The 13,952-nt window shown below is 66.2% G+C and carries 11 protein-coding genes and 1 pseudogene; 10 read left to right on the plus strand and 2 right to left on the minus strand.

All coding sequences use genetic code 11. The features are described 5' to 3' along the window. The first annotated feature begins 259 nt into the window (after nucleotides 1-259). The 5 genes from P9255_RS26040 (at nucleotide 260) to P9255_RS26060 (ending at nucleotide 7,906) form a co-directional block, all read left to right on the plus strand. The gene (locus tag P9255_RS26040; RefSeq protein ID WP_309790665.1) at nucleotides 260-4,444 is read left to right on the plus strand and encodes a CheR family methyltransferase; all 4,185 of its coding nucleotides are present in this window, start codon (nucleotides 260-262) and stop codon (nucleotides 4,442-4,444) included. A gap of 235 nt (nucleotides 4,445-4,679) precedes the next feature. Then, nucleotides 4,680-5,666, plus strand: a complete 987-nt coding sequence (locus tag P9255_RS26045; protein WP_309764868.1) for a chemotaxis protein CheB — start codon at nucleotides 4,680-4,682, stop codon at nucleotides 5,664-5,666. A 112-nt stretch (nucleotides 5,667-5,778) separates the two neighbouring features. Beyond that, entirely contained in the window at nucleotides 5,779-6,648 is an 870-nt protein-coding gene (locus P9255_RS26050) for an SDR family oxidoreductase (protein WP_309790666.1), read from the plus strand. A 44-nt stretch (nucleotides 6,649-6,692) separates the two neighbouring features. Then, entirely contained in the window at nucleotides 6,693-7,646 is a 954-nt protein-coding gene (locus P9255_RS26055) for an alpha/beta hydrolase (RefSeq protein ID WP_309764866.1), read from the plus strand. After that, on the plus strand, nucleotides 7,643-7,906 hold the full coding sequence (locus P9255_RS26060) for a hypothetical protein (protein WP_309764865.1): 264 nt from the start codon (nucleotides 7,643-7,645) through the stop codon (nucleotides 7,904-7,906). The genes P9255_RS26055 and P9255_RS26060 overlap by 4 nt, the downstream gene beginning before the upstream one ends. A gap of 13 nt (nucleotides 7,907-7,919) precedes the next feature. Here P9255_RS26060 and P9255_RS26065 read toward each other — a convergent pair whose 3' ends face one another. Both P9255_RS26065 and P9255_RS26070 read right to left on the minus strand, forming a co-directional pair. Beyond that, nucleotides 7,920-8,753, minus strand: a complete 834-nt coding sequence (locus P9255_RS26065; protein WP_309764864.1) for an NRDE family protein — start codon at nucleotides 8,751-8,753, stop codon at nucleotides 7,920-7,922. Between the two features lie 6 nt (nucleotides 8,754-8,759). Beyond that, the gene (locus tag P9255_RS26070; protein WP_309790667.1) at nucleotides 8,760-9,746 is read right to left on the minus strand and encodes a folate-binding protein; all 987 of its coding nucleotides are present in this window, start codon (nucleotides 9,744-9,746) and stop codon (nucleotides 8,760-8,762) included. A gap of 122 nt (nucleotides 9,747-9,868) precedes the next feature. Here P9255_RS26070 and mltG point away from each other — a divergent pair. The 5 genes and pseudogenes from mltG (at nucleotide 9,869) to P9255_RS26095 (ending at nucleotide 13,917) form a co-directional block, all read left to right on the plus strand. Next, nucleotides 9,869-10,880 (plus strand): annotated as a pseudogene (mltG, locus tag P9255_RS26075) (endolytic transglycosylase MltG). Next, nucleotides 10,880-11,500, plus strand: a complete 621-nt coding sequence (tmk, locus tag P9255_RS26080; protein WP_309765467.1) for a dTMP kinase — start codon at nucleotides 10,880-10,882, stop codon at nucleotides 11,498-11,500. The pseudogene mltG and the gene tmk overlap by 1 nt, the downstream one beginning before the upstream one ends. Before the next feature lie 15 nt (nucleotides 11,501-11,515). Next, the gene (locus tag P9255_RS26085; RefSeq protein WP_309764861.1) at nucleotides 11,516-12,541 is read left to right on the plus strand and encodes a DNA polymerase III subunit delta'; all 1,026 of its coding nucleotides are present in this window, start codon (nucleotides 11,516-11,518) and stop codon (nucleotides 12,539-12,541) included. A 25-nt stretch (nucleotides 12,542-12,566) separates the two neighbouring features. Then, on the plus strand, nucleotides 12,567-13,097 hold the full coding sequence (locus P9255_RS26090) for an N-acetyltransferase family protein (protein WP_309764860.1): 531 nt from the start codon (nucleotides 12,567-12,569) through the stop codon (nucleotides 13,095-13,097). 25 nt (nucleotides 13,098-13,122) lie between these two features. Beyond that, complete coding sequence (locus tag P9255_RS26095) at nucleotides 13,123-13,917, plus strand: TatD family hydrolase (protein ID WP_309764859.1); 795 nt, start codon at nucleotides 13,123-13,125, stop codon at nucleotides 13,915-13,917. The last annotated feature ends 35 nt before the right edge of the window (nucleotides 13,918-13,952 follow it).

Below are 13,952 nucleotides of genomic sequence, written 5' to 3' on the forward strand. Positions count from 1 at the left end.
TTGCGCGCACGGCGCTCGCTTCGCGCTCGTTCGCCCTCCGAACCGGCGGGCGACGCACGACGGCGCGCAAAGGAATGACAACCCGTTTCGACCGCATCTAAGATAGTCGTATAACGAAAGATGCGCCGCTGGCAGGCGTTCGAAAAGGTAAGATCGCGCCGGGTCATGGAAACCGCAAGGGGCGCGCGAGCAGATGCGTCTCGCGCTGCGATTCGCCGATTACAGCACGCGGCAAGGACAGGAACGAGGAGAAGCACGTATGGCACGTCAGAACCCGCCGGGTCGCAAGGCAGAACCGGAGCGCGCGGTCGTTACGAGCGATCTGCCGTTCCCGGTAGTCGGCATCGGGGCGTCCGCCGGCGGTGTCGAGGCTTTGCAGACCTTCTTCGAACATGCGCCGACGACCATGAACATGGCGTTCGTGGTGATCCTGCATCTGGCGTCGGACAGGATCAGCCACCTGCACGACATCCTGCAGCGCACCACCGGCATGCCGGTGCATCAGGTCAGCTCCGCAATCGCCATCGAAAGCAATCACGTCTACGTGATCGCGCCCGGCAAGCAGCTCGAGATGTCCGACGGCTGCCTTCGCGTCAGCGGGCGCGATACTTCGAAATCCGCGCTGTTCACCATCGATCATTTCTTCCGGACGCTTGCCGATGCGCATGGCGCGCACGCCATCGGCGTCGTGCTGTCCGGGTCCGGCGCGGATGGTGCGTCGGGCCTGAGCCGCATCAGGGAAGCGGGCGGCATCACGCTCGCCCAGACACCGGACGATGCCGAATATCCCGAGATGCCGCGGCAGGCGATCGCGACGAACCACGTCGATATCGCGCTGCCCGCACCCGAGCTGCCGCAGCGCCTGCTCGACCTGTGGAACGACGCCCGGCTCATCCGTGCGCAGCAGATCGAAGCGCTGAGCGCGCCGCCGGACGCGCGCCGCTTAGCGAACGACGGCCCGGAGCGCGCGCTCGCCGATATCCTGATGCATCTGCGCGTGCGTACGGGCCACGACTTCCGGCCCTATAAGCGCGCCACCGTGTTGCGGCGTATCGAGCGACGCATGCAGGTGAACGGTCAGCGCGATCTGCTCGCGTATCGCGACTTCCTGCGCGCCAACGGCGAGGAAGCTACCGCCTTGCTGGCCGACATGCTCATCGGCGTCACCCAGTTCTTCCGCGATCGCGACGCGTTCGATTCGCTCGAGCGCGAAGTCATCGGCGGGCTTTTCAGCGAGCACACCGGCGGCGCGAACGAAACGCAGGTCCGCGTGTGGGTCGCGGGCTGCTCGACGGGCGAGGAAGCCTACTCGCTGTCGCTGCAACTGGCGCGCGCGCGCGATGCCGCGTCGTCGACCCGGACAATTCAGGTCTTCGCCACCGACATCGACGAAGTTGCGATCGTGCGTGCGCGAACCGGCAGGTATCCCGTGTCGATCGCGAGCGACGTGCCGCCGGACTTGCTGCAGCGGTATTTCGTGAAAGAGGGCGGTCACTACCAGATCGTCAAGGCGGTGCGCGAGCGCATCCTCTTTGCCGCGCACAGTCTGATGCGCGATCCGCCGTTCTCGCATCTCGACGTGATTTCCTGCCGCAACGTGCTGATCTATCTCGATCGCACGGTGCAGCGGCAGATTCTCGAATTGTTCCATTTCGCACTGCGGCCGAACGGCGTGCTTTTCCTCGGCACGGCGGAATCGGCCGACGCCGCCGACGATCTCTTCGCCGTCGTCGACAAGAAAAACCGCATCTATCGGGCGAAGGCAGTCGCCAATCGCGCGAAGCCGGCTGTCAACTTTCCGCCGCTTCACACGGGCGCGGCCAAGGTGGAGGAGCGCGCCGGCGCGTCGGCGATGCATCAGCCGCCGCCAAGCCCGGCGCAGCGCAGCTTCTCGTATGCGGAACTGCATCAGCGGGCGCTGGAGCAATACGCGCCGCCGAGCGTGGTCATCGATCGCGACTCGAACCTCGTTCATCTCTCCGATAACGCGGGCACGTTCCTGCGCCATACCGGCGGCGAGCTGACGAGCAACATCATCGCGCTGGTGCTGCCGGACTTGCGCCTCGAGTTGCGCACCGCGATTTTCCGCGCGCTACAAACGGGCACGAGCGTGGAGGCGCGCCGCGTCAAATGGCATCATGACTCGCGTGTGTCGTGGGTGAGCATGACGGTGCGGCCGTTCTTCGATCAGGTCGCGGGCGCGGAATTCCTGCTCGTCGTCTTCGATGAAGTCGCCGGCCACATGACGGACGACGAGCAGGCAGAAGGCGGCCAGGACCCGGTGCTGCTGCAGCTCGAACACGAGTTGCAGCACAGCCGCGAGCAGCTTGCGACGGTCATCGAGCAATACGAAACATCGGTCGAGGAGCTGAAGGCGTCGAACGAGGAATTGCAGGCGATCAACGAGGAACTGCGGTTGACCTCGGAGGAACTCGAAAGCAGCAAGGAAGAACTGCAGTCGGTCAACGAGGAGCTCACGACCGCGAACGCCGAGATGCAGGCGCGCATGGAGGACACCGCCAAGGCGAACGACGACCTGCATAACATCATCGCGTCGAGCGAGATCGCGACGGTCTTCGTCGACAAGGAAATCCGCGTGAAGCGCTTCACGCCCAGCGCGACGGCCATCTTCAAGCTGATCGATTCCGACCTCGGCCGCTCGCTTTTCGACATCACGCATTCGCTGCGCTACCCGACGCTCGCCGACGATGTCCGGCAGTCGTTCCAGTCGCTGCAGCTGACCGAGCGCGAGATCGAGAGCGAGACGGGGCGCTGGTATCTGATGCGCCTGTTGCCGTATCGCACGGCGGACGATCACATCGACGGCGCGGTGATCACGCTGATCGATGTGACGGCGCGTCATCAGGCCGAAGAAGCCGCGCGCACCAACGAGCAGCGGCTGCGGCTCGTCGCGCAGTTGACGAAGGACTACGCGATCATCGTGCAGGACAGCCAGGGTGCGATCGTAAGCTGGAACGCCGGCGCCGAACGCATCTTCGGCTATACCGAGAGCGAGGTGGCCGGACAGGACATCGCGTTCATCTACGAAGCGAACGACCGTCAGGCGATGGTGCCGGAAAGAGAGCGCGAGTCCGCGGCGAGGGACGGCCGCGCGGACGACGATCGGTGGCATGTGACCAAGGACGGTCGCCGCATCTTTTGCAGCGGCGTGGTGACGCCCATCGTTGACGCCTCGTTCACCGGCTTCGCGAAGATCGTCCGCGACCTGACCGAGCGCAAGCTGCGCGAAGACGCGAACCGTGAGGCGCTGCTCAAGGAACAGGCGGCGCGGGAACAGGCGTTGACTTCCAGCCAGATGAAGGACGAATTCATCGCGGTGCTGTCGCACGAGCTCAAGCACCCGCTCAATCTGATCGGCGTGAAGGCGGAAATCCTGCCCCGGCTGCCGCAGACGCGCGACATCGAAGCGGTGCGCGACGCCGCGTGGTGGATTCGCCAGGCGGTGCGCAGTCAGGCGCAGATCATCGACGACCTGCTCGACTGGTCGCGCATACAGACCGGCAAGCTGGCGCTGAACTTCAGCACCGTTGACCTGGCCGCGATCTTCGCGAACGTCGCGGATACGGTGGAACAGGACGCGCACGTGCGGGGCATCACGCTGACGACGAGCATTCCCGCGCGCCCGGCCACGACGATGGCCGACCCGACCCGTTGCGAGCAGATCATCTGGAACCTCGTATCGAACGCGATCAAGTTCACCGACCACGGCGGACGCATCGACTTGCGCCTGAGCCGCGACGGCCGCATGCATCGCATCGACGTGTCGGACAGCGGTCAGGGCATCGAACCGGAAACGTTGCCCTATATCTTCGACATGTTCCGCCAGGGCGTGCGCGATCGCTCGCGAAGCGGTCTGGGCATCGGCCTCGCGCTCGTCAAGCAACTGGCGGAAATGCAGGGCGGACGCGTGCAGGCGCGCTCGGACGGGCCCGGTCTCGGCGCGACCATGACCGTCTGGCTTCCGAGAATGGAAGACGAGAGCGCGTATCTCGAGCGTCGCGGCAAGGGCGGCGAGACGATTGCGGGCTTGCAGATTTTGCTTGTTGACGATGACCGCGAGTCGGTCGCTTCGCTGACGACGCTGCTGGAACTGGAGGGCGCGTCGGTGACGGGCGTGACGAGCGCGCCCGAAGCACTGGAACTGCAGGCGGAGCGAACCATCGACGTGGTGCTGTCCGATATCTCGTTGCCCGGCATGAACGGCTATGAACTCATGCGCCGCATGCGCGCGGACCCCCGATGGGCGAGCGTTTCCGCCATAGCCTTCACAGGACACAGCCGCGAGGAAGACGTGCAGGCCGCGAAAAACGCGGGATTCGACGCGCATCTGGCGAAGCCGCTCGACTTCAATCAATTGCTCGAAACGCTATGCACGGTTGTCGCGCGAGACGGCAGCCGTCCGCGAAGCGACAGCGCAGCATGAACAGCGAGGCCGCCGCTGCTCCCGGCAGCGGCCTCGCGCGCAGTCGTCATCGGGAGCGTCGGCCAGGCTGGACCAGTCACATGGCCGCCTCGTTGCCGACGCGATCGGCGATGCGTGCGACGCCATGCCGATTCACCTGCTCCCCGTACCGCGAGCCCCAAAGGCGACATGGACTCGTTCCGGAATGCGCAGATAACCGGCGCACGGATTGCTTCAAAGACCCAAAGGAGGGTCCATGGATCATCGAGACATTGTGGTCATCGCGGCATCCCGTGGCGCCATTCCAGTCCTGAAAAAACTGATCGCGGCGTTTCCAGCTGATTTTCCTGCGGCCGTGTGCATCGTGCTGCATATCGGCCGGCACAAGAGCGTGTTTCCCGAGATGCTGACTGAATGGGGCGTTTTGCCAGCCCGGCATCCCAAGTCAGGTGAGCGGCTCGAACGCCGGCAGATTTATGTGGCGCCGCCGGACCGGCACATGATATTGCTGGGCGGCAAAGTGCGTCTGCTCGACACGGCCGCGGAGAACTTCGCGCGGCCCGCAGCCGATCCGCTGTTCCGCTCGGCCGCGATGGAATTCGGTCCGCGCGTCGTGGGCGTCGTGCTGAGCGGCGATCTCGACGATGGCGCCGCCGGACTCGCCGCCGTGCGTGCGCGCGGCGGTTACTGCGTCGTGCAGGACCCCGCCGATTGCGAGGCGCCATCGATGCCGCGCAGCGCGCTGGCGGCGACGTCCGCCGATGCGGTGGTGAAAATCGACGAACTCGCGGGCGTGGTTGACGCTGCAGTGAGAGGCGCCAGGGGGCGCGAGGAGGTCCAAGTGAGTACCCGACCCGACCTGGACCGGGAAGTACAGATCGGCAACAAGGGCGTGGTCCCGCCGGAGGAACTGGACCAGATCGGCGAGCGTTCGGCGCTCACGTGCCCCAACTGTTCCGGCACGCTCTGGCGCATGCGCGACGAGCAGCCGCTTCGCTATCGTTGCCATACCGGTCACGCGTTCACGAGCCTGTCGCTCGAGGAGGGCAACGCGAAGCGCACCGAGGACGGCATCTGGAGCGCCATTCGCGCGGTTCACGAGCGCATCATCCTCGCGCAGGAACGGCGGCGCTGGGCGGAACACGCCGGCAGCGCCGACGATGTCGCGATCGAGCAGATCCGCATCGAAGAAAACGAGAAGCTCGCGGAACTGCTGCGCGAGGCCATCGGCATACAGGCGTGATGCCCGAACGCTCGGGATCGCCGGCGTGCGTGTCGCCGGCGAGGACGAGCTTCGCCGTCAGCCGCGATGATCGCGGCTTGTCCTGTCTGTGCGACAACACCCTGGAGAACGCTTGGATCGCTTCGAGAACAAGGTAGCCGTCATCACCGGCGCGGGCAGCGGTTTCGGCCGTGAATTCGCGCTCATGGGTGCGTCGCTCGGCATGAAGCTCGCACTCGCCGATATCGACGATGCCGCGCTCGCCGCCACCGTCGATGCCGTGCGCGCGCAAGGCGGGCAGGCGCTGGGCGTACGCACGGACGTATCCGATGCGAGCGAGGTCGATGCGCTCGCCCGCGCCACGCTCGATGCGTACGGCGGCGTGCATCTGCTTTTCAACAATGCGGGCGTCGGCGCAGGCGGCTTCGTCTGGGAGAACAGCCCGAAAGACTGGCAATGGGTGTTCGGCGTGAATGTGATGGGCGTCGCGAACGGCCTGCGCGCCTTCACGCCGATCATGCTGGAGCAGGGCGAGCCCGCGCATATCGTCAATACGGCGTCGGTGGCGGGCTTGCTCGCCGCGCCCGCGATGGGCGTCTACAACGCGTCGAAGCATGCGGTGGTCGGGCTGACGGAGACGCTGTATCACGATCTGCGGCTCGCGCGTGCGCCGGTCGGCGTGTCCTTGCTGTGCCCGGCCTTCGTGCCGACGGGCATCGCGGATGCCGAACGCGCGCGCCCCGCGACGCTCGCCAACGATGCACCGCCGACGGCATCGCAGAAAATGGCGGCGCGGCAACTGACGCGGGCGGTGGAAGGCGGGCGGCTATCGTCGCGCGACGTTGCCGCGCTCACTTTCGACGCCGTGCGGGAAGGGCGCTTTTACGTCATCACGCATCCGAACATCATGTCGTCGATCCGGCTGCGCCTCGACGACATCGCGCAGTTGCGCAGCCCGACCGATCCGATGTCGTTGAGAAGGGAAGCGAATCGCTCGGACTAGGACGGTCGTGGCATCATCGTGCCCTTTGAACGCTTCTTTCTCCGATGCCGCTCAATCCCAAGATCGCGCAGATCCTCGAAATGGTCGCGCGCGCGAACCGTCCGCCGTATCACACGCTGACGCCGGCCGAAGCGCGCGCCGCCTATGCGATGAGCGCGCCGATTCTCGACATCGCGCCGCTGCCGATGCACAGCGTCGAAGACCTGCGGATCGCCACGCGCGACGGCAATGAAATCGGCGTGCGCGTCTATCATCCGGTCGCCCCGAGTTGGGCGGAGCCGGCGGCGGCGCTCCTGTATCTGCATGGCGGCGGCTTTACCGTCGGCAGCATCGCGACTCACGACGCCCTTTGCCGCACGCTCGCGCGCGATGCGGGCTGCGCGGTCGTATCGGTCGGTTACCGGCTCGCGCCCGAGCATCGTTTTCCTGTCGCCGTTGACGATGCCTTCGACGCACTTCAATGGCTCGCGCGCGAAGCGCCGCTTCTGGGCATCGATGCGGCGCGGCTCGCGATTGGCGGCGACAGTGCGGGCGGCACGCTTGCGACTGTCTGTGCGGTGCTGGCCCGCGATGCCGGCATCCCGCTGCGGCTGCAACTGCTGATCTATCCGGGCACGAGCGCGCGGCAGGATAGTGCGTCACACGCGCGGCTGGCCGAAGGGTATCTGCTGTCGGGGGAAACGATTCAATGGTTCTTCGCGCAATATCTGCGCGACGAGCGCGACCGCGACGACTGGCGTTTCGCACCGCTCGATGCAGCGGGCGGCCAGCCGGATTTCGCGGGCGTCGCGCCGGCTCGGATCGCGGCGGCCGACCACGATCCGCTCTACGACGAGGACATCGCATATGCCGCGAAGCTCGAAGCGGCCGGCGTGCGCGTGACGCTCGCGCGTTATGAAGGCATGATCCACGAGTTCTTCAAGATGGGCGGATTCGTGCCCGAAGTGGCGCGGGCGCACGCGGATGCGGTGACGGCGTTGAGGGCGGCGTTGGGGTGAATCGTCGCAAACACTGGTCGGGAAGCGGTTTCTCGCGGGACACCAAATACCGCAGGGCATTTGCCCTTCTGCTTCTCGCATTCGTCGCAGTCTTCAACGCGGTCAACCTTCTGGAAGCGTACGGCAGCGGCGCGCCGTACTACTCGCGCACCGCCAACATGGACAAATGGGTCGATCCAATGCCGCTTCTCGCCACCGTCGATTTACCCACCGCGTTGCTCCTGTTCTTCGCCTTCCGGACGCTCCAGCGCAAGCGATAAGCGCGGCCGCGAGCTACGCATCGATATCGAACTCGAACGCCCGCTCGAAGCTGCCCGGCCGCACGATGCGATGCGAGCCATCGTCATCGCTGCGTTCCTTGATCCGAATCGACATCCCGCGCGCCGTCGGCGTGACGCGCAGCGCCGTCGTGCTGCGCGTGCCGTATTCGGGCGTCTCGATGAACGCCGCCGACAGCACACGCTCGCGCTCGACCGATACGCCCGTCGACGGCAGCAGCGCATCGTCGGCGATACGCGGATCGCGCAGGGTATCGATCAGCACGTCGAGCGCCGGATGTTCATCGGCGTGAATCAGGTCGGCAAGCGCGTCACGTTGCGCGACGAGTTTCGGCCACGGCGTATTCAGCAAGCTGTTCGACAGGCCGTGCACGCCCGCCTCCAGCAGCGCGGGCGGCGCGTCGGCGCGGTTGCCGTACCAGCCCAGCTCGCGCCGCGTGAAATCGCCACAAAGCAGGTTGAACCCGTTATAGCGATGGCCGCGTGCCGCGACGCGCTCCAGATAATCCAGCGGCGCGACGCGTTCGCCCGCGAGGAACGCGCTGACCAGCGCGCCGCGCGTGGGCGCGTCCGCGCGCATCTCGGCAGGCGCGCGAAAGTTCGTCAGCGCGGCGAAACGGCCATCGCGGCTCACGCCGAGCCAGGTCCCGCCGCCCGTCAGATCGCGTCCCGCGAGCACGCCGGGGGTGTCGGTCCACCAGTGCATCGGCTCGGCGTCGCGGCGGAAGAACTCGTCGCGATTGGCGGCCAGCGTCAGCAAGGCGCGCTCGCCGGGCGTCCGCGCGTCGGCCTGCGCGTCCGGCTGCCAGTCGAAAACGATGAGGCACATACGCGCTCAGACGTCCGACGGAAACGCGTACGGCAGCGGCAGGAATTCGAGCGCGGGACCATCGGCGGAACCGACGTGCACCGCGCCGTCATCGAGCGCGGCCAGCTTGATCTCGACGAGACAATCGACCCCGCCGGTCTCCGACGGCGCCACGTTCACGACGAGCCCGCACGGCTGCCCCGGATCGGCGGAATGAAAAAGCTCCGCGCCGGGCGTCGCGGCTGCGGCGCGCGCCAGCGCGGTGCGCCGCTTGATCGTGCCGCGATACTGGCTGCGCGCGACCACTTCCTGCCCCGGATAGCAGCCTTTCTTGAAATTCACGCCGCCGAGCACGTCGAAATTGACCATCTGCGGGACGAACTGCTCGACCGTCGCCTGCGTGATGCGCGGCTCGCCCGCGTGGATGTCGAGCCAGTCCCAGAGCGCGGCGGGCGCACGGTGCAGCTTCTCGCCGAGGCTCGCGAGCCTGGCTTCGACATCGGCTTTCGGGCCGACCCACAGAAAGCGCGGGCGGCTGGCTGCATCCGGCACGCGGATCAGCGCGCCATGCGGGCCTTCCACCTTGACGTGAATGCCGTCGGGGAGCGCGTCGAAGATGCCGGACAGCGCCGCGCGAACATCGCCCGCGAAGCCTACGGCGGCGACGTCGGCCGTCGCGTCCGACAGCTTGGCCTTCGCGCGCAGCACGAACATCGACAGGCGCTTTTGCACGGGCGCCTGAATGTCGCCGGAAATCAGCAGGCGCACCGCGTCGGACGTGCGCCACATCAGGAACGAGCCGAGCAGGCGGCCCTTCGGCGAGCAATAGCCCGCAAGGCGCGCGGTGGATGCGTCGAGATGCTGCACGTCGTTCGTCAGTTGCGTGTGCAGGAAGGCGGCGGCGTCTTCGCCTTTGACGTTGACGACACCGAACTGCGTGAGCGGAATGAACACGCCCGCGGTCCGGACGGCTTCGAAATCGGCGGCGGCGAGGGAAGGAGTCTGGAGGGTCATTGTGTCGGGAAGAGTCGATGCCGGCGTAGCGGCGGGGCATCCGTGCAAGGTGATTCGGACGCGTCCGGCCTTCACGCAGGCGGGCAAGTTATTATATTGGTCTTACCCCAAGCGTGTTTCGCATGACCTTCCTGAAGAAATGCATCGTGGCGATGGTGTTCGTCGCGATGCTCGCAGCAGCCGTCGCAGGCGGTGTGTTTTACTGGGCCAATCGGCCGATGACGCTTTCCCCCGCCGAACTCGACGTCACCATCAAGCCTCACAGCAGCCTGCGCAGCGTGAGCGCGCAACTGAACCGCGGCGGCGTGCCCGTCGAGCCCGAGCTTTTCGTGCTGATGACGCGCGTGCTCGGCCTGTCGGCGCAGCTCAAATCGGGCAACTATGCGTTCAAGAGCGGCGTGACGCCCTACGAAGTGCTGCAGAAAATCGCCCGCGGCGATGTGAACGAATACGTGGCGACGGTCATCGAAGGCTGGACGCTGCAGAAAATGCGCAGCGAGCTGGACGGCAATCCCGCGCTCGCGCACGATACCGCCGGCATGAGCGACATCGACATCCTGAGGGCGATCGGCGCGACCGAAGTTGAACAAGATGTCCGCCGAGGGGCTTTTCTTCCCGGACACCTATCTATTCGACAAGGGCACGAGCGATCTCGCCGTCTACAAGCGCGCCTACCGCACGATGCAGCGCCGCCTCGCCGAAGCGTGGAGCACGCGCGCGCCCAACCTGCCTTACAAGACGCCGTATGACGCGCTGATCATGGCGTCGATCGTCGAGAAAGAGACGGGGCGCGCGGCGGACCGGCCGCTCGTCGCAGCCGTATTTGCGAACCGGCTGCGCATCGGCATGCCGCTGCAGACGGACCCGACTGTAATCTACGGCCTCGGCCCGGCGTACGGCGGTCGTCTGAAGAAAAAAGACCTGCAAACGGACACTCCGTACAATACCTACACGCGCATGGGCCTGCCGCCGACGCCGATCGCGCTACCGGGCGTGGCCGCGCTGAACGCCACGCTGAATCCCGCGACGAGCAGCGCGCTGTATTTCGTGTCGCGCGGCGACGGCAGCAGCTTCTTTTCCGACAATCTGGGCGACCACAACAGGGCCGTTGACAAGTACATCCGGGGTCAATGATGGCGCGTGGCAAGTTCATTACGTTCGAAGGCATCGACGGCGCGGGCAAGACCACGCATCTCGACTGGTTCCGCCAGCGGCTCGACGAGCGAATCGCCGCGAGCGGCCGCCATGTCGTGATGACGCGCGAGCCGGGCGGCACCGCGCTCGGCGAAACCTTGCGCGGTATCCTGCTCAGCCAGCCGATGGACCTCGAAACCGAAGCGCTCCTGATGTTCGCATCGCGCCGCGAGCACCTCGCGCAAGTCATCGAGCCGGCGCTCGCACGCGGCGACTGGGTGCTGTCGGACCGCTTCTCGGACGCGACGTTCGCCTATCAGGGCGGCGGGCGCGGCCTGCCGCGCGACAAGCTGGAGGCGCTGGAGCGCTGGGTGCAGGGCGGTTTTCATCCCGACCTGACCGTGCTCTTCGACGTGCCGACCGATACCGCGAGCGAACGCCGCTCGGCCGCCCGCGCGCCCGACAAGTTCGAAAGCGAGTCGGAGGCGTTCTTCGAGCGCACGCGCGCCGAATATTTGCGACGCGCGGCGGAGTCGCCGGAGCGCTTCGTGATCGTCGATTCGACCGAGCCGATCGATACCATCCGCAAGCGGCTGGAAGACGTCGTCGCCGGACTCTGACTTTATTACGCACCGATGATCTATCCCTGGCAAAGCGACGACTGGCAACGCATCCAGCAGCTCCGCGCACACTGGCCGCACGCGCTGTTGCTGCACGGCGAAGCGGGCATCGGCAAGCTGCATCTCGCGCAGCATCTCGCGCAGGGCCTCTTGTGCGAGACGCCGGCCGCGAACGGCGAGCCGTGCGGCGCGTGTCCGGCATGTCTGTGGTTCTCGCAGGGCAATCACCCGGACTACCGCGCCGTGCTGCCCGAGGCGCTCGCGGGCCTCGCCGGCGACGATGCATCCGCCGATAAATCCGACGACGGCGACAGCAAGAAGTCCCGCGCGCCGAGCAAGGAAATCAAGATCGAGCAGGTGAGGGCGCTGCTCGACTTCTGCGGCGTCGGCTCGCATCGCGGGGGCTTGCGTGTCGTGCTGCTTTATCCCGCCGAGGCGCTGAACGTCGCGGCGGCGAACGCGCTTCTCAAGACGCTCGAAGAACCGCCGTCGGGCGTCGTGTTTCTGCTGGTGTCGGCGCGCATCGACAGGCTGTTGCCGACCATCATCAGCCGATGCCGTCAATGGCCGATGAGCGTCCCCAATGCCGGCGACGCCCGCGCGTGGCTCGCCGCACAAGGCATCGACGATGCCGCCGCGCTGCTCGCCGAAGCAGGCGGCGCGCCGCTTGCCGCGCTTGCGCTCGCGAGCGGCGAAAACCGTGCGCTGCGTGACTTCACGCTCGCGCAACTGGCGGCCGGCCCGAATTGCGACGCCTTCGCGTGCGGTGAAAACCTGCAGAAACTGCCCGTGCCGATGGTGCTCGGCTGGCTGCAACGCTGGCTTTACGATCTGCTCGCTCAGCGCACCGCAGGCCGGCCGCGCTATTTCCCCGGCGCGCGCAAAGCGCTCGACCGCTGCGCGCAAGGCGCCGATCCGGCCGCGCTCGCGCGCTACATCAAGGCGGTCACGCGCCAGCGCGCGGTGGAGAATCATCCGCTGAACGCGCGGCTCGTGTTCGAAGAACTGTTCCTCGGCTATCGCGCAATTTTCGCCCACTGACTCCTGCATCTTCCGACCCACGCCCATGAGCCTCACGTATCGCGACGCCACGCTCGACGACCTGCCTGCCATCGTCGCCATCTACAATTCGACGATCGCCTCGCGCCAGGTGACGGCGGACCTCGACCCGGTCAGCATCGAAAGCCGGCTCGCCTGGTTTCACTCGCACGGGCCGCACGCCCGGCCGCTGTGGGTCGTCGAAGAGGGCGGCGAGGTCATCGCGTGGCTGAGCTTTTCCGACTTCTATGGCCGGCCCGCCTATGCGCGAACCGTCGAAGTCAGCATCTATCTGCATGAACGCGCGCGCGGCAAGGGCCTCGGCAAGAAGCTGCTGCAGGAAGCACTCGACCGGGCGCCGTCGCTGGGCGTGGATACCGTGCTCGGCTTCGTTTTCGGACACAACGAAGCGAGCATGCGGCTCTTCGCGAGCTTCGGCTTCACCGCGTGGGGGAGGCTGCCGCGCGTCGCGATGCTCGATGGCGTCGAGCGCGATCTCGTCATTCTCGGGTTGCGGCTCGACGGTTCGGAAAAGCCTGCAATCGCCGCAGCGGCCTGAGGGCACTCGAAGGAAAGGAGCACGGATGTTCGTCGATTCTCACTGTCACATCAATTTCGAAGGCCTCGCCGACCGTCTGCCCGACGTGCTCGACAAGATGCGCGAGCACGCCGTCACGCATGCCCTCTGCGTATCCGTCGATCTGGAAACGCTGCCCTCGGTACTTGCAATCGCCGAGCAGCACGAGAACGTCTATGCGTCGGTCGGCGTTCATCCCGATCACGAGGACATGAGGGAACCGAGCGTTGCCGAACTCGTCGAACTCGCGGCGCATCCGAAGGTGTGCGCGATCGGCGAGACCGGGCTCGACTACTACCGGCTGGAAGGGCGCAGCATCGCCGACATGGAATGGCAGCGCGAACGCTTTCGCACGCACATTCGCGCCGCGCACGCGACGGGCAAGCCGCTCATCATCCACACGCGGTCGTCGTCGGGAGATACGCTGCGCATCATGGAAGAGGAGCGCGCGAGCGTGCCGGGCGGCGTCATGCACTGCTTCACCGAGCCCTGGGACGTCGCGCAAGCCGCGCTCGCGCAGGGCTTTCATATCTCGCTGTCCGGCATCGTCACGTTCAAGAAGGCGACCGACGTGCAGGACGTCGCGCGGCGCGTGCCGCTCGAGCGGCTGCTGATCGAAACCGATTCGCCATATCTGGCGCCGGTGCCGTATCGCGGCAAGCCGAATGAACCTGCTTACGTGAGCTATGTCGGACGCTTCATCGCGCAGTTGCGCGAAGAGACGGATGAAGCGGTCGCGCAGGCCACCACCGAGAATTTTTTCCGGCTATTCAAGATTGCCCGGCCGACGGCTTCGGCCTGAACGTCCCCAGGCTCCGGGTCGGGAGCGCGGTAATT

This window comes from Caballeronia sp. LZ019, assembly GCF_031450825.1.
GTDB lineage: Bacteria > Pseudomonadota > Gammaproteobacteria > Burkholderiales > Burkholderiaceae > Caballeronia.